This is a genomic window from Bradyrhizobium denitrificans (assembly GCF_013179005.1).
GTDB lineage: Bacteria > Pseudomonadota > Alphaproteobacteria > Rhizobiales > Xanthobacteraceae > Bradyrhizobium > Bradyrhizobium denitrificans.
On the sequence record NZ_JABFDP010000054.1, the window covers coordinates 1 to 14,801 of the forward strand.

General features: G+C 62.7%; 17 protein-coding genes and 2 pseudogenes. 5 read left to right on the plus strand and 14 right to left on the minus strand.

From position 1 onward, the window contains the following. Positions 1-36 precede the first annotated feature (36 nt). Positions 37-396 (minus strand): annotated as a pseudogene (locus tag HL671_RS36270) (ParB/Srx family N-terminal domain-containing protein); the annotation flags it as partial. Positions 397-505: 109 nt separating this feature from the next. Continuing rightward, positions 506-1,462: an ArdC family protein gene (locus tag HL671_RS36275; RefSeq protein ID WP_172243655.1), complete on the minus strand. Its 957-nt coding sequence runs from the start codon at positions 1,460-1,462 to the stop codon at positions 506-508. A 180-nt stretch (positions 1,463-1,642) separates the two neighbouring features. On the opposite strand from HL671_RS36275, the gene HL671_RS36280 reads away from it, so the two are divergent. The 4 genes from HL671_RS36280 to HL671_RS36295 all read left to right on the plus strand — a co-directional run bounded on the left by HL671_RS36280 (position 1,643) and on the right by HL671_RS36295 (position 4,480). Further along, positions 1,643-2,128 carry a DUF3833 family protein gene (locus tag HL671_RS36280; RefSeq protein ID WP_172243658.1) on the plus strand — a complete coding sequence of 162 codons (486 nt, stop codon included), beginning with the start codon at positions 1,643-1,645 and terminating at the stop codon, positions 2,126-2,128. A 481-nt stretch (positions 2,129-2,609) separates the two neighbouring features. Then, positions 2,610-3,542, plus strand: a complete 933-nt coding sequence (ku, locus tag HL671_RS36285; protein WP_172243661.1) for a non-homologous end joining protein Ku — start codon at positions 2,610-2,612, stop codon at positions 3,540-3,542. Continuing rightward, positions 3,539-3,865, plus strand: coding sequence for a hypothetical protein (locus HL671_RS36290; protein ID WP_172243664.1), 327 nt, complete (start codon positions 3,539-3,541; stop codon positions 3,863-3,865). The genes ku and HL671_RS36290 overlap by 4 nt, the downstream gene beginning before the upstream one ends. Positions 3,866-3,871: 6 nt before the next feature. Beyond that, positions 3,872-4,480, plus strand: coding sequence for a cell envelope biogenesis protein TolA (locus tag HL671_RS36295; protein ID WP_172243667.1), 609 nt, complete (start codon positions 3,872-3,874; stop codon positions 4,478-4,480). 20 nt (positions 4,481-4,500) lie between these two features. On the opposite strand, the pseudogene HL671_RS38635 reads toward HL671_RS36295, so the two are convergent. The 12 genes and pseudogenes from HL671_RS38635 to HL671_RS36345 form a co-directional block, all read right to left on the minus strand. Further along, a pseudogene (locus HL671_RS38635) lies at positions 4,501-4,758 on the minus strand (hypothetical protein); the annotation flags it as partial. A gap of 126 nt (positions 4,759-4,884) precedes the next feature. Then, on the minus strand, positions 4,885-5,619 hold the full coding sequence (locus HL671_RS36300; protein WP_172243741.1) for an SOS response-associated peptidase: 735 nt from the start codon (positions 5,617-5,619) through the stop codon (positions 4,885-4,887). Between the two features lie 2 nt (positions 5,620-5,621). After that, positions 5,622-6,071: a hypothetical protein gene (locus HL671_RS36305; RefSeq protein WP_172243670.1), complete on the minus strand. Its 450-nt coding sequence runs from the start codon at positions 6,069-6,071 to the stop codon at positions 5,622-5,624. Between the two features lie 7 nt (positions 6,072-6,078). Further along, on the minus strand, positions 6,079-6,492 hold the full coding sequence (locus HL671_RS36310) for a hypothetical protein (protein ID WP_172243673.1): 414 nt from the start codon (positions 6,490-6,492) through the stop codon (positions 6,079-6,081). A 432-nt stretch (positions 6,493-6,924) separates the two neighbouring features. Beyond that, on the minus strand, positions 6,925-7,137 hold the full coding sequence (locus HL671_RS38640) for a cupin domain-containing protein (protein WP_246579783.1): 213 nt from the start codon (positions 7,135-7,137) through the stop codon (positions 6,925-6,927). A 37-nt stretch (positions 7,138-7,174) separates the two neighbouring features. Further along, positions 7,175-7,351, minus strand: coding sequence for a cupin domain-containing protein (locus HL671_RS38645; RefSeq protein WP_246706063.1), 177 nt, complete (start codon positions 7,349-7,351; stop codon positions 7,175-7,177). 24 nt (positions 7,352-7,375) lie between these two features. Next, the gene (locus HL671_RS36320; RefSeq protein WP_172243676.1) at positions 7,376-7,798 is read right to left on the minus strand and encodes an OsmC family protein; all 423 of its coding nucleotides are present in this window, start codon (positions 7,796-7,798) and stop codon (positions 7,376-7,378) included. 31 nt (positions 7,799-7,829) lie between these two features. Then, positions 7,830-10,001, minus strand: a complete 2,172-nt coding sequence (locus tag HL671_RS36325; protein WP_172243679.1) for a xanthine dehydrogenase family protein molybdopterin-binding subunit — start codon at positions 9,999-10,001, stop codon at positions 7,830-7,832. A gap of 2 nt (positions 10,002-10,003) precedes the next feature. Continuing rightward, positions 10,004-10,474 (minus strand): (2Fe-2S)-binding protein, encoded by a 471-nt coding sequence (locus tag HL671_RS36330; RefSeq protein WP_172243682.1) that lies wholly within the window; start codon positions 10,472-10,474, stop codon positions 10,004-10,006. A gap of 65 nt (positions 10,475-10,539) precedes the next feature. Then, positions 10,540-11,388 (minus strand): enoyl-CoA hydratase/isomerase family protein, encoded by an 849-nt coding sequence (locus tag HL671_RS36335; protein WP_172243685.1) that lies wholly within the window; start codon positions 11,386-11,388, stop codon positions 10,540-10,542. Between the two features lie 63 nt (positions 11,389-11,451). Continuing rightward, on the minus strand, positions 11,452-12,765 hold the full coding sequence (locus HL671_RS36340; protein WP_172243688.1) for an epoxide hydrolase family protein: 1,314 nt from the start codon (positions 12,763-12,765) through the stop codon (positions 11,452-11,454). A 228-nt stretch (positions 12,766-12,993) separates the two neighbouring features. Continuing rightward, positions 12,994-13,701 (minus strand): VOC family protein, encoded by a 708-nt coding sequence (locus tag HL671_RS36345; protein WP_172243691.1) that lies wholly within the window; start codon positions 13,699-13,701, stop codon positions 12,994-12,996. A 373-nt stretch (positions 13,702-14,074) separates the two neighbouring features. On the opposite strand from HL671_RS36345, the gene HL671_RS36350 reads away from it, so the two are divergent. Next, positions 14,075-14,773, plus strand: coding sequence for a hypothetical protein (locus tag HL671_RS36350; RefSeq protein WP_172243694.1), 699 nt, complete (start codon positions 14,075-14,077; stop codon positions 14,771-14,773). The last annotated feature ends 28 nt before the right edge of the window (positions 14,774-14,801 follow it).

Here is a 14,801-nt window from a genome sequence, read left to right on the forward strand (position 1 = left end):
ACGACTCTAAGAGGACAGTTGCGATACAGAACCTAACAGGCCCACACGCTGGTCGTTCTCCGCGAGCGAATCGTCAAGCGCCGAGCCGGCATCGCGCACCACGCAAGGCACAGCCTGTGTCTTCGCCATCCGCTTCTGCCTCACCAGCAGCTCGAGCGCCCGAAAGCGCCTGCCTCCCGCAGGCACCTCGAACATGCCTGTTTCCTTGCCCTCCCCATCGAGAACCGCGCGAACGTTCAGGCTCTGCAACAACGTCCGCTCGGCGATGCTCTCTGCGAGCTGCTCGATCGACACGCCGCCCTTGATGCGACGGACGTTGGACTGGCTGAGCACGAGCTTGTTGAAGGGAATGTCCCGAGAGGGGGACAGCGTGATCTTCTGAGTGGCCTTGGTCATGGTCCTATCTCTCCGCGACGGGCGGCCCGGAGCCTCTCTCTCAGGCCTGCAACCCGTCGCAGAGCACCTCTCGCCCTTTTCCTCTCCTCCGTTCGTCCAGCAATCGCGCTCAAGCGGCGGCGCAATCCGGTGCAGCCGGCCGAGTGAGGCCAACCCCGTCCGGCGCAAAGCCGAGGAGATAGTCGGCCACGCGACTGGCTTGGCTTGCCGCCCGCACGATGGCGCGATTGTCCTCACGCAGGACGTCGAGCCAGGCACCGATGTAGTCGGCATGCCGCACGGTCGGCACGATGCCGAGTGCGGCGCAGCTGAAAGCCGCCGCGATCTCCGCGATCAACTCCTCGAACGCGTATTTGCCGCTGCCGAATCTGCCTGAGAGATCCCGGTTCAGCCGCGCCGGGTGACCACTCGCATGGGCGAGCTCATGCAAGGCCGTGCGATGCCAGTTGATCGGCTCGAAGAACGCCGCCGGTGGCGGCACCTGCACGAAATCCTCGCTTGGCGCATAGAACGCACGATCACCCCCGATCCGGAAGTCGACGCCACTGTTAGCAATGACCGCCTCGACCGCAGGCTCGATGGTTCCTGGCGGGGGAAGCGGCGCCGTAGTCGCGATATCCTCAGGTAGACCATCGCATTGATCGACGTTGAAGACGGTAAACCGTTTCAAAAACGGAATGGCCTGCGCGTCTTCACCCGTCTCGCGGGCACGCTGCCGCTCATCGGACGGCACGAAACGATCGGCATAGACGACCGTAACACCACGCTCGCCCTTGCGCACATGGCCGCCGATGGACTGCGCCTGCCGGAACGTCAACCAGCTCTGGCCGGTAAACCCACGCTCGATGACGGCCCCCCAGAGGATCAGGACGTTGATTCCCGAGTACGGCCGACCCGTGGTCGCATTCCTGGGCAACGCCAACTGAGCCTTCGTCGCCTGTGTCCCCCACGGTTGAACCCAGGGCACACGGCCGGCCTCAAGCTCGCCGATGATCTTGCTTGTGATCTCCTCATAGAGGCTCGCCCGACCCTCGTCAGCGCGCGCGCCAACTCTCCGTCCCTTCATCGCAGATCTCCGCGACGGGCGCGGCAGAACTCTCTTGCCGCTTCCAACCCGTCACGGCCAATCCGACCTGCACTCTTCCTCTGACATGCGGGCCACCTCCCGAAACCCTCATCGTGTTAACCGGATTTAGCGGAACCTGACGTCTGCTGCGTGGTTCGTTTCCATTTCAGGGAGCAGCCAATGTCCATCAAGCAATTCGACGGCACCACGCCGATCTTCCTGCCGGAGCGCTTCTTCCATGGAAGGCTGGAAGGATGGGCCGTGCTTGAAAGCCTGATTGGCGGTCTGCTGAAGCGCGCGACGATCACGGCGGAGGGCCAATGGGACGAGGCGAAGCAGGTCGTTCACTTCGTCGAGACCTACCGCTTCGATGATGGACACGAGGACACGCTCAATTGGACGATCCAAAAGCTTGGCCCCGGCAAGTACAAGGGGTTAGAGCCACACCTCGACGGAGAGGCGGAAGGCGAGCAGTCCGGTTGCGCATTCCATTGGCGTTACACGAGGGACACGCCGCAGTCTGACGGCAAAACCACGAAGCTGAATTTTGACGACTGGTTTTATCTTATCGACGACAACGCCTGTATCGTTCGCGGATCAGCCGGCCGCGCCGGGCTTCCATTCGCGACCGCCCATGTGACCTATCGAAAAATTGCCGGGCCATAGCGGCTTCCGTTCGCGCGACTTGCTTCGCTTCCATCTGCTCCCGTCGGCGGAAGCTGCTGAAACACAGTAGCAGCTGAAAGAAGGGCAGCCGCCCAATTCGATCTTTGCTCGGCGATGAAATCGTGACCGATAAATCGCCAAAGGCCGAGCCGAAGCGGAGCGAAGGCAGATAAGGCACCCGCAGGAGGGTCAGCATAGCGGCCGCCGCGCGAGCGGAGGGACCCGGGACCGAGTGCAGTCGCGAGACCGGTTAACAAGGCACCCGCGCGAAGGCAGCATAGCGGCGCCGCAGCAAAGCGGAGGCGGCCTTCGCGCGAGTGCCTCCGGCGAGCGACACAATACCCGGGGGTTTGATGGATAAAGGCTCTTCCGTCCCAATTGGGTTGAACGTCAATTCCCCCCTGCTCGCCGTAACGGCGTCGGAACCCACCCCGTCCAAACGTCTTGAATCCGGACCGTCTCAACCCGGAGTTCCGCGTAAATGGCTCCCCGCGCCAACTGGAAAGGTTTTCTGCGTCTGTCGCTCGTCACGTGCCCGGTAGCGCTCTACCCAGCCACGTCCGAGTCCGAGAAGATCTCGTTCAACCAGCTGAACAGGCAGACTGGCCACCGTATCAGGTACGTGAAGGTCGACGCTGACACGGGCGACGAGGTCCCTAACGAGGACATCGTCAAGGGCTATGAGCTCGAGAAGGGCCATTACATTGAGGTCTCGAAGGAGGAGCTCGAGGAGATCGCCCTTGAGTCCACGCGCACGATCGAGATCGACGAGTTCGTGGACAAGGCGGACATTGACCCGCGCTATCTGATCCGCCCCTACTACCTGCGTCCCGACGGCAAAGTCGGTCACGATGCCTTCGCCGTTATCCGCGAGACAATTCGGGAGATGAACAAGGTCGCGATCGGCCGGATCGTGCTCACCAACCGCGAGCACATCATCGCGCTCGAACCGATGGACAAGGGCCTCGTCGGCACGCTGCTCCGCTATCCCTATGAAGTGCGATCGGAGCAGGAGTATTTCGAAGAGATCCAGGACGTGAAGATCACCAAGGACATGCTGGATCTCGCGCGGCACATTGTCGAGCAGAAGGCCGGCACCTTCGCGCCGGAGAAGTTCGAGGACCACTATGAGACCGCGCTGATCGACCTGATCAACCAGAAGCGTGCGGGCAAGACGATCCGCCCCAATGATCGGCCGAAGGGCGAGAATGTCGTCGATCTGATGGAGGCGCTGCGGCGGTCTGTCGGGCAAAAGGCATCGCAGACGGTGGCGGCTGCCAAGCCGGCGAAGAAGCCGAAGAAAGCTGCCGCCGGGCAGAAAGAGATGCTGATGCCGATCGCGGGAAAGAAGACCGCCGGCAAGGAGGCGTCGGCGAAGAAGCAGGCATCCGGCCGGCAGCGGAAGTCGGCTTGAAGTATCCCGTAACTCCGGACGGACGCTACTTCGTCGTCCGCTGCCGCCTCTGGCGCATGACCGATCCTGCCATCAGCGAGGACAAAAGAGCTCAGCTGACCAAGCAGCTCATGTCGGCGAGGCGCGCGGTTCGGGCCGCCAAAGCGGCGAAAGATCCGGATGCCGAAGCTGCAGCCCACCGCGCCGTGGATCAAGCCAAGAGAGCGCTGGGCGAGCGGGGGCCGGTCTGGTGGAGCGACGGCTCGCCCGATCTGAACCGCCACATGGCGCGGAACACTCCGTACGCCGCGTGGTATGCTGCTGTCTCACAGTCGCGCAGGTAAGCCCCGGTGCCACGTAAGCTGAAGACCTATCAGACCTCACTTGGCTTCTACGATCTCGCGATCGCAGCGCCCTCCATGAAGGCCGCGCTGGAGGCATGGGGCGCAGGTAGCAATCTCTTTCACCAGGGAGCCGCAACGGAGACCGAAGATCCGGACGTCATTGCCGCCACCATGGCAAAGCCGGGCGTGGTTCTGAAGCGTCCGGCCGGGTCGAGAGGACAATTTGCCGAGCAGTCTGAATTGCCCGACCTGGATGATGAGGCAAGTACTCCGAAAAAGAAGGCCAAACGTCCGGAGGCAAAGCGGCGTGCGGCCCCGAAGGTCAGCGTTGAAGATTCGCGTAAGGCCGCCGCGCAGTTCGAGCGCGAACAGCGGCGTCGAGACGCCGAGCGGCGCAAAGAGGAGGCTATCAAGGAGAAGGAACGGGCTCGGCGCGAAAAGCTGATCGCAAAAGCGCAAGCGGCGCTGGAAGCTGCGCAGCAGGCGCACGATGAGCGGCTTGGGAATCTCGAAGCCGAGCGACGCGATCTCGAGAAGCGGATTGAAGCCGAGGACCGACGCTGGGAGGCCGAGCGGGAGAAGCTCAGAGACGCACTACGCCGCGCCCACGAATAGATCGGCCCGCGACGTTGCGCGGGCAGACACTCCGGGCAGGTATCGCCGATCGAATCCAGCACGTGGCGAACTTCCGCAACCGCATCTTCGCGAGAGACGCCGGTTGGCGGATCCTGCGTCGCGATCTGAAAGGCGCGCTCGCGCGCATGCGGGTCTGCCCGCTCCTTCGCCCAGCCATGCTCTTCGCATTCGTGGATTGCTCCCGCCTCCTGCAGCACGGAGATCGCCCAGCCGCGCAGGCTACGGATTGCCGCCCGTCGTTCCGTCGTCATCAGCATCGAAGTCGCTCCTGCTGAACGAATCCTTCCACCCGCCTGCTCGTTCCGAGCATTTGCCGCGCGGCAGGGATTCGCAATCGTCGGGGCTGCGGCGTCTTCACCAGTTCCGCAGGGCCGTGCCAGACGCTAGCTGGAAGGCGCGGGGTCCTCTTTCGGCCCGGTCGCCACAATCTGCAGCGCGCCGTCCGGAAGCGGCCTCTGCAGCATTTTCGCCTCGTCCCAAGGTGCGCGCAGCCAAGCGTCATACTCCTCGGGAGTCGTCAAGACCACTGGCATCGCCTTGGGGTGGACGCGGCCGACCTCAGCGTTCGGCTCGCACGTCAGGAAGCCATAGACGTCGATCGTGACCTCGCCTTCCCTCGCCTTGCGGACGGACGTCCAGTTGGTCCAGAGCCCGGCGAACGCCAGCAGCGGCCTGCTCTCGTCGGGAGCGAACCAGACCGGCACCTTCTTGCCATCGATGGTGTCGTACTCCGAGAAACTGGTGAACGGCACCAGGCACCGATTTTCCGGGCCGAGCCAACGCTTCCAGTGCGCGCTGGTCACGTTGCGGATGTTGGTCGTGCCGCTGTCTGGCTCGAGCCGCAGCAGTTCCTTGAAGTCCACCGCCTTGCCCTTCGCCTGCAGCTTCTCGGCCCGCTTCTTGGTGGCATCCATGAGCGCCTTGGCGGACGACGGCATGCCCCAGCGAGCCATCGCAAGCTCCAGGCCGGCGGCGGAATTGCGGACGATGGGAGCCGGATAGTCCGGGAAGATGCCGGGCATGGAAGGCAAGTTGCCCGTGCGGTCGTTCCCGGGCGGAACGCCGAACAGCCGGCGGATCGCATCCGCGTTCTTCGTCATCGAGTAGAGATTGCACATCGTCAGGTCTCCGGAGCAGCCTGGCGAGGGCGCTGCGCCAACTGTAGCAGCGTCGCTGGCGGCCTGCGATTGACCTTGGCGCACCTGCTGCACCTGAGCCGGCCGGCGAGGTCGTGGATGAACGTAGTCGATGGGCGGCGTAATGTGGCCAAGTCCACTTCACGCCGCGCTTTGCAGCGCGAGCACGCGATTTCCAGCCACGGATAGCCGCCGTTGATGGCTTGCTCGATCGTCGGAGACGGATCGACCGGACCGCCGTTCGCCCACATTCGCTCATTCCAGGACTCGCAAAGGAGCCGATCGGCCTGCCGGATCAGGGCCTCGCCCTGGCTCCGCACCTCGGCCGCCTGCTCAGCAAGGATCGTCGTCATCGCCCTCTCCCGACCGAGCTCCTTGGCAAGAGCCTTCCGGTCGCCTCCAGAGAGGGGCGTCGGGTGATGCTTGGGCGCCATCCGACCGTCAGTCGAGCGACGGCCAGCAGCCATCCTCTTCGTACCGGCCGGTCCGCTGCGTGCAGGTGTCGTCCAGCAGGCGCTGGCCGACATCGCGCCAAGGCGCCTCCGAGCCATACAGGCGGACAGCATCAGCCTTCTGGATCTCGACCGTGCGCCCGCAGCGCCGGCACTCGACCCGCAGCACGTGCTCGGTGATCTCGCCCAGCCGCCGCTGCCTCAGGGAGCCTTTGGGCGACAGATGCCTTTCGGCAGCGTTGGCCGCCTCCAGGAGCACCTGCCAGTATTCGTCAGGCTGACGGTCGTTCGGAGCCAGGCCGCGCACCAGCGGGGCATTCCTGCCGAGTTGGCGGGCCACTTCCTCCATCTGCTTCCGGTTTGGCATACGCCAGCTTGCGGGTCGGTCGGTCATGGCCGGCATGAGAACATATCAAGAACAAGGAGTCGAGTCCGTTTGAAAGCGGGATCAGGCGGGGCTCGCACCGTGCGCTCAGCAGCCAGGTCTTGTGCGCGACCTGCTGGAGGGGCTCTCGGACTAAATGGTCGCGTATGAAGGAGAGGGACAGCGGCTGAACGTCTATTCTGGCCCGACAGGCGTGCAGCCGCTGATAGGCCGATGACGACGGCAGGAGCGCAGCGTGGGAAGAATAACCCGCGGCAGACCCCTGAAGACCCCGAGGTGGTTAGAGGAAGGCGCTGACAACGAGGCTGTAACGACACTCAAGTGTCATGGGGGAGAGGAAAAATTCTTTGAAGAACATTTTGTCCACACCAGCGCGCAGGAGGATACGCCCGCCCTCACGACTTGCGCCTTGCGCGAGCAGCTAAGTGGCTGCGGCGCGGAAAAACGCTCCTATACGCCATGCAGACGTGGGTCATCATGATTGTCGCGATATTCAAGACCTAGCGGCCCGATCGCTGAGACCTGGGTGATGTATTCGCCGGACTTCGTCCAGTGGAAATGCCAGGTATTACCGGGCAGCACAAGGACGCTCCCCGGCGGAAACGCCTGCACCTTGTCGGCATCGAAGATCTCGCCAAGTCCTATGTAGAAGATCCCTGACATGACTGTGTAAATTCGATCCTCCGATGTCTGTGCGGCATCAGCGTCGTGCCGCGCGCACTTTCACCCGGACCACATAGGGACCAGGTTCGGTGGGATGACCGACGATGACAGCCAGCCGCGCGCCAGGTGGAAAGGCTGGAAATGGCTTCCACGCGATATCTTCAGGCAGGATAGCCCAGAACCTGTCTTCATCAGGCTGATGCGTTTGGGTCATGAACGTGCCGCTCGAGTGCCAAAGCTAGATCAGCTTTGCGTCGAGGCTGATCGTCGCATTCAGCACTTTCGAGACCGGGCAGTTCTTCTCGGCCTCACCTGCGATGCGAGTGAAAGTAGTCTCGTCGAGGTTCGGCACGTTCGCACTCAGTGTCAGGTCCGACTTGCTGATCCGGAACCCCTTGCCTTCAGGCTCCAAAGTGACAGCCGCTTCCGTTGACAGCTCGGTCGGCGTGAACCCGGCGAGCTGAAGGCCGAAGGCCAGCGCCATCGTGAAGCAGCCGGCGTGCGCCGCCGCGATCAACTCCTCAGGATTGGTCCCCGTTTCGTTTTCGAACCGGGTCTTGAAGGAGTAAGGGGTATTCGCAAGCGTTCCGGATTCACTCGATAGCGCGCCCTTGCCGTCGCGGCCCGTGCCCGTCCACACTGCCTTGGCCTTGCGGATCATCTTTCGTCTCCTGCGATGTTTCTGATGATGTTCACGCCTTGAGCGCGTCGGGAGTAATCGGCATCTTGCGCAACCGCTTTCCAGTGGCCGCAAAAACGGCGTTTGCCACGGCCGGAACGATACCGGATGTTCCTGCCTCGCCCATTCCGCCGGGAGACTCTTTGGAGTTAACAACGTAGACCTCGATGGCCGGCGCTTGATCGATACGCAGCATCTGGTAGGTATCGAAATTGGCCTGTTTGACGCGTCCACTTTGCAGCGTGATCTCTCCGTAGAGCGCAGCAGTAATGCCGAACATGACGCCGCCCTGGACTTGTGCCTGCACCGTGTCAGGATTGATCACGATGCCGCAATCCATCGCACACACGACGCGGTGAACGCGGACCGTCCCATCATTTGCGACCTCGACTTCCGCAACCTGCGCGAGATAGCTGCCGAACACGTTCTGCAGGGCGACACCACGGCCGTGTCCCTTTTTTAATGCAGTGCCCCACCCCGCCTTTTCGGCGGCGAGATCGAGTACAGCCCTCGCACGTGTGTTGTGGTCGAGCAGCGCACGGCGATAGGCAACGGCATCCTGCCTGGCTGCGGCGGCCAGCTCATCGATGAAGCTCTCGGTCACGAACACATTGTGCGAGGGACCGACGCTGCGCCAGAAGGCCGTTGGAATACCCGGTGGCTCCACGCGAACATACTCAACATGGAAATTCGGAAGCGAATAGACCAGGTCGATCGCACCTTCCGTCGTGTCGGGATCGAGCCCGTTGCTGAAGGCAGGCGGAAGCCACCGCGCGATTACAGAGGATCCGGCAAAGCGATTGATCCATGCAATGGGTCTACCGCTCTTATCGAGACCGGCTTCGATGCGATCCACCCAGTAGGGACGATACATGTCGTGTTGGATGTCCTCCTCGCGAGTCCACACGACCTTAACGGGACCGTCGACGTGCCTGGCGATCTCTACGGCGCGCACCGCACCATCAGCCTCAAGACGTCGTCCGAAGCCTCCGCCGATCAGATGATTATGAACGATGACCTTGTCGACGGCCAGGCCGGCTGCCTTCGCTGCCGCCGCTTGCACCCTGGCGATTGCCTGCGTGCCGACCCAGATCTCGCACTCGCTACCGCGGAAATGAACGGTGCAATTCATCGGCTCCATCGCCGCATGGGCCAAAAACGGAAGATGATAGTTCGCCTGCACCCGGGTTGCCGCAGTTGCCATTGCCCGCGCCGCGTCGCCCACGCTCTGCGCAACCGGCCCTGCCTTCAGAGTGGCGTCCTCCAGCCCACGGGCGATGTCCTGCGTGCTCAGACCAGCATGGGTCCCCTCCTCCCACTCGATCTCGAGCGCCTCGAGACCTTTCTTGGCTGCGCCCATGTGATCGGCGACGACCGCAACGGCATCATTGAGCCGGACGATCTGGCTCACCCCCTTGACGGCCCTTGCAGCGGTGTCATCCACATTCTTCAATCTGCCGCCAAACACCGGCGATTGCGCCAGCGTCGCGATCTTCAGCCCGGGCGGCCGCACATCGATTCCATAGATGGCGGAACCGTTCACTTTACCCGAGACATCGAGCCGCGATGCCGGCGTGCCGATCAGCTTGAACTCATCCGCATTCTTCAGAACCACCTTGCCGGGGGGCGGGACCATCGCGGCATCGGCGACGAGGTCTCCATATTTCAGACGGCGACCGCTCGGCATGTGGATGACCTCGCCGGCCTCGGCCCGGCAGTGTCTTGCATCGTCACCAAAGCGTCGGGCCGCCGCCTCCACCAGCATGACGCGCGCGGTGGCGCCGGCTTGCCGCAACGGCTTCCAGGCGCCCCGGATGGCGTTCGAATTGCCGGTCGCCTGCACACCCAGCAACGGGTTGGCGTAGACCTTTTCATCGGGCGGCGCGTGTTCGAGCCGTACCTGCGCCAACCCGACCTCCAGCTCTTCAGCGACCAGCATGGGGATGGACGTGTAGGTGCCTTGGCCCATTTCGACATACGGCATGGTCAAGACCACCAGACCGTCGCGGCCGATCCGAATGAAGGCGTTCGGCTCAAAGGCGCCGGCAACTGATCCCATGCTCTGGCCAGACGGCAGGCTGAAGCTCAGCAGCAGGCCGCCGCCGGCCACCGCCGTATTGACCAGAAAGTTGCGGCGCGACAGCGTGGCCGCCGAGCCGAGAGATGTCGTGCGGTTGAACCTCATGATCAACGCTCCTTCTCGTGCGGTCCGGCCGCGAGCTTGATGGCTTCGCGGATGCGGACATATGTTCCACAACGGCAGATGTTTCCGCTCATCGCGTCGTCGATATCCGCATCCGTTGGATCCGACTTGTCGGAGAGAAGAGCCGCGGCCGACATGATCTGACCGGATTGGCAATAGCCACACTGCGGGACTTGGTGCTCGAGCCAGGCCCTCTGGATCTTGGCGCCCGCTGGCGTTGCGCCGACCTCCTCAATCGTGGTGACCTTGGAGGCACCAATGCTGTCGATGGTCGTGATGCAGGAGCGGATCGCGGCACCATCGAGATGGACGGTGCACGCCCCACATAATGCCATGCCGCAACCGAATTTCGTACCGGTCATGCCGAGCACGTCGCGCAGCACCCAGAGCAGCGGCGTATCGCCGTCGACGTCGACGCTGCGAGCAATTCCGTTCACCTCGATTGTGAAGCTCATGTCATCCTGCTTCTCTTGGTGTTGAGAGGACCCGCCCGACAGGCGGTTGCACGAGGAACCGTCGCTCAGCCGCCAAGTTGGCCAACGTGGAAGCCCAGTCGTTTCTCGACGTCGCCGGGGCGGTGAAAGCCGCGCGCCATGAGGGCCTGGATACGAGTTTGGCTTGCCGGCCGAGCCAGAGCGGACAGGAAGGCGTCCCACTCTGGCCTGATTTCGATATCGGGCGGCAGGCTTGCGATATCGACAAGGCGCTTGGTCTCGGCGATCGCCTCCTTGTCGAATGAGGCGATACGCATCCCGAGCGCCTCGACGAAGCCGTCGAGCTCGGCATCCGGCAACGACCTGTTCACATACCCATACCGTTCTGCCAGTTCGCCGCCGATGTCATCGGCGCTGAGTAAAACCTCGAGCGCGCGGCCGCGACCCATCAGGCGCGGCAATCGTGCCATCGGTCCTCCGCCCGGTACGAGGCCGGCGCCCACCTCCCATTGCGACAGGATCGCCCTCTCGCGACTGGCAAACCGCATGTCGCACGCAAGCGCGACCTCGCTCCCGACCCCCGTTGCCCGGCCACGGATCGATGCGATGGAAACGACCGGCGCGCGGCTGAGGCGCACAAGCGCGTCCGGCAATGCCTGCAAGCCTGTCGGACCAGGAGGGACACGAAGCGACTCCTCCAGAGGCGCGACGAAATCGTAATGGGTGATGAAGACGCCGTCGACAGCGCTGTCGAACACGACTACCTTCACGTTGGGATCTGTTTCGATCGCCGTAACCACGTCGTTTAGCTGCGGCAGGTGCTTTGGTCCGAAAATGTTCAGCGGCGGCATGTCGAACGTGACACGCCAGTAAGACGGGAGCCGGCGCTCGACTCGGATTTCTTCAGTACTGATTGTGCGTTCTGGACGGTTCATCGTGGACACTCCTGATTGGGTTTGTTGACAACAGGCGCGCGCCAGGCGCGCCTCCTTCCCAGTTCAAATCGACTGGCGCAAGGATCGAAAGGCAGTGCGCACTTCCTCACAAAACAGCGCGGGCTGCTCCCAGGCGGCGAAGTGACCACCTCTGTCGAGCCGATTGTAGTGCATCAACTTTGGATAGGCCCTCGCCGTCCAGCTGCGCGGCGCGGCATAGATTTCGTCTGGGAAGACGCTGACGGCGACTGGGATGTTGATCTTCTTGGGCGCGAAGAACACCAGCTTGTTCTCCCAGTACAGCCGCGCCGACGAAACCGCCGTATTGGTGAGCCAGTAGAGCGTGATGTTGTCGAGCACATCCTCTCGCGACAGCCCTTCGGGCTTGCCTTCAAAGACACGCGCAATCATCGCCGCGCTGCGCGAATCATGATCGAGCATCCAAGCCGCGAGGCCCGCCGGCGAATCCGCGAGGCCATAGAGCGTCTGCGGCCGATTCGACATCTCGATGGCATAGCCGAGGCCATGCTTGTAGAAGTCGTCGAGCTGGTCGTACGCGGCGCGCTCGTCCGACGAGAGGTCCGAAGGCCGGGATCCGCCGGGCTGAAGCGCCTGCGCAATCTCGTCCGGCACGGTCGCGGGCATGTTGGTATGGATGCCGAGCAGTTCCGGTGGCGCGATCAGCGCCATCTGCTCAGTCACGGCATTGCCCCAGTCGCCGCCCTGCGCCACATAGCGGTTGTAACCGAGCCGCTTCATGAGGACGATCCAGGCACGCGCGATACGTTGAGGATCCCAGCCAGGCGCCGTTGGCTTCCCGGAGAAGCCGTGGCCGGGAAGCGAAGGAATCACGAGATCGAACGCATCCGCAGGCCTCGCCCCATGCGCGGCAGGATCTGTGAGCGGACCGACGATCTTCAATTGCTCGATGATCGAACCTGGCCAGCCATGCGTCACGATCATCGGAAACGCATTCTGTTGCCTCGAGCGGACGTGGATGAAGTGGATGTCCACGCCGTCGATCTCAGTGACGAACTGCGGAAGCGCATTCAACCGCGCCTCGATCTTGCGCCAGTCGTACTCGCTCCTCCAGTACTGCACGAGCTGTTGCAATGTCTTCAACTGCACGCCCTGCGACTGGTCGGGGACGAGCTCGCGGTCCGGCCAACGGGTTACAGCCAAACGGCGGCCGAGATCGAGCAGGTCGTCCTGGGGTACGTCCACGTGGAACGGTCGTATTGCGTCGCTCGCGACCGCCTTGGCCGGGCTCAGCGACGGCAAGCTGGAAACACCCGCCGCGAGCGCGGTCAACGCGGCCTGGCCGAGCAGCTGCCTGCGATCGGGGTTAAACGTGTCGACGTGCGCTCGCGTCCTCATTGCAGATCTCCCTTGCTGTGTTCGATTGACGGATATCGAGAGCCGCCGTCGGTCCGTCGCACGAAGATGCTGACGGAGGCACCGGCGCCTGCCGAATTCAAAATTGTCAGGCCTCGTTGACCATCGCCGGTCCAGTTGGGACGAGGGACCGTATTCGCGAGCGACGCAATGCAGACGGCGCGCGGCAGCGAGTCGCCAAGCGCACGGCGTAGAGAACGCGCGATTGCTTCAGGACGGCGGCGACTGACCGGCTTGCTCGCGCGCGATGTAGTCAGCATACCAGTCGGCCCAATTCTCGTCGTGACCGCCGGAACGCTCCTCGTGCTCTCCATGGGCTATCGCCGCGCGACGCAGGGCCGCCGCCATGTCGGCTTTCGAGGCAAATGCCACGTCACTGCCTTCCACGCGCCCGGGGAGTCGCGTCGTGACCTCCTGCAACAGCCAGCCATTGCCGTCAGGATCTCTGAAAGAGGCGAACGAACTGTAGCTGCCGCGCTTCGGATCGAGCCCTGTGATCCGGACGCTGCCGAACAAGTACGGCTCATCTGGGCCGGCGTGGACATCGCCGCCGCCATGGAAGGCCTCGCTGACCGAAATGCCGCGCTCGATCAGCTCCTTCCTTGCAGCGTCGAGATCGGAGACGGTCAGATAAAGACCGTACGTCGAGCCCGGCGAGGCTGATGTGACGTTCCGGCCGAAGATCACCGAGCAGTGGGAGCCCGGCGGGGTGAACTGCACCACACGCCATCTATCGCCAGAGGCGAAATCAGCGTCCAGTCGCCAGCCGAGACGCGCGTAGAATGCCTTGGAGCGGTCCACGTCGGACACCGGAATCACGACGACTTCGAGATTCAGGCTAACGCGACGTGAAGTCGATATCCTGATCCCTGTTTCGCGATCAATCCCGCGTTTAGCCACAGAGCCGATGGCGCACATGATATCCTCCCCATAGGTTGGACCTAACACCTGGTCATCCTGGGCGCGTTGCACGGATTTGGCTCGTTATACGTTGCAAGATTTTGTTATGCCGGCGGCGGTATCGAACATTTTCGCGCCGGCCACGACATTGCATGCAGCGCGACATCATGACGACGGTGGCACACTCCCTGCCTGCCCGCTTCCCACTTCCCATTGCTGCGAGCCTCTCCAGACCATCGCTGAGATCGCAACGTCCTTTCGGTGCTCTCATTCGATGACGTCTGACGACGACTTCGTCACATTGATGCTCGCAGCTCCTAACACCTTCTAACACGCCAAGCCGCATGCCGCCCGCCATGGTAGACGGGCTTCAGCGCTGATATGGCGGAACATGTCTCTTCTCGATGACGTAATCGATGCCAGTGGCGGTTTGGCGCACTGGAATGGTCTGAGCCGGTTCACGCTCCACCTTTCCATCGGCGGGACGCTGTTCGATGGCGTCGGGCGAGCCAACGCTTTCAAGGATGTGACAGCCGAAGGCTCGACCCGGAGCCAATCGATCCGCTTCACCGGGATCTCCGGCGGGACACATTCAGGCTCGTTTCAATCCGATGCAATCACGATTGAGACCTGGGATGGCAAGCTGCTGCGCTTCTGGCGCAATCCCAGCCTTGCGTTCCCGCATTCCAGCTCGGCGGTCCTTTCAGACGAGCTGCACCTCGTCTTCTTTTGCGGTGTTGCGATCTGGACTCATCTGAGTAGCCCCTTTCTTCTGGCCCGACCTGACGTTGACTCCGAGGAGCTTCCCTCGACGAAGGATTCGTGGCGCCGGCTGCGGGCGCGTTTCCCTTCCGACCTGATCACGCTTGCGCCGGAGCAGGTATTCCATTTCGATCCACATGGGCTGCAACGACGGACAGATCACGACCTCTTCGGGATGAATGTCGTACATTGTTCGTGGGCGCATGAGAGCTTCGGGGGCGTGGTTGTGCCGACGCTTCGCCGCGCACGTCGGCTTGATCGCGACGGCACCGTCGTGGCCAAGCCTGTGCTGATGGACATCGAGATCTTCGACGCCTTGTTTGAGTAGGAACGAGCACCGTAATCGATCCGCTATC

Coding starts and splice junctions, on each gene's coding strand:
- HL671_RS36275 (WP_172243655.1), bottom strand. CDS start 1,462: ATGAAGGGACGGAGAGTTGGCGCGCGCGCTGACGAGGGTCGGGCGAGC.
- HL671_RS36280 (WP_172243658.1), top strand. CDS start 1,643: ATGTCCATCAAGCAATTCGACGGCACCACGCCGATCTTCCTGCCGGAG.
- ku (WP_172243661.1), top strand. CDS start 2,610: ATGGCTCCCCGCGCCAACTGGAAAGGTTTTCTGCGTCTGTCGCTCGTC.
- HL671_RS36300 (WP_172243741.1), bottom strand. CDS start 5,619: ATGTGCAATCTCTACTCGATGACGAAGAACGCGGATGCGATCCGCCGG.
- HL671_RS36305 (WP_172243670.1), bottom strand. CDS start 6,071: ATGGCGCCCAAGCATCACCCGACGCCCCTCTCTGGAGGCGACCGGAAG.
- HL671_RS36310 (WP_172243673.1), bottom strand. CDS start 6,492: ATGCCGGCCATGACCGACCGACCCGCAAGCTGGCGTATGCCAAACCGG.
- HL671_RS38640 (WP_246579783.1), bottom strand. CDS start 7,137: ATGTCAGGGATCTTCTACATAGGACTTGGCGAGATCTTCGATGCCGAC.
- HL671_RS38645 (WP_246706063.1), bottom strand. CDS start 7,351: ATGACCCAAACGCATCAGCCTGATGAAGACAGGTTCTGGGCTATCCTG.
- HL671_RS36320 (WP_172243676.1), bottom strand. CDS start 7,798: ATGATCCGCAAGGCCAAGGCAGTGTGGACGGGCACGGGCCGCGACGGC.
- HL671_RS36325 (WP_172243679.1), bottom strand. CDS start 10,001: ATGAGGTTCAACCGCACGACATCTCTCGGCTCGGCGGCCACGCTGTCG.
- HL671_RS36330 (WP_172243682.1), bottom strand. CDS start 10,474: ATGAGCTTCACAATCGAGGTGAACGGAATTGCTCGCAGCGTCGACGTC.
- HL671_RS36335 (WP_172243685.1), bottom strand. CDS start 11,388: ATGAACCGTCCAGAACGCACAATCAGTACTGAAGAAATCCGAGTCGAG.
- HL671_RS36340 (WP_172243688.1), bottom strand. CDS start 12,765: ATGAGGACGCGAGCGCACGTCGACACGTTTAACCCCGATCGCAGGCAG.
- HL671_RS36345 (WP_172243691.1), bottom strand. CDS start 13,701: ATGTGCGCCATCGGCTCTGTGGCTAAACGCGGGATTGATCGCGAAACA.
- HL671_RS36350 (WP_172243694.1), top strand. CDS start 14,075: ATGTCTCTTCTCGATGACGTAATCGATGCCAGTGGCGGTTTGGCGCAC.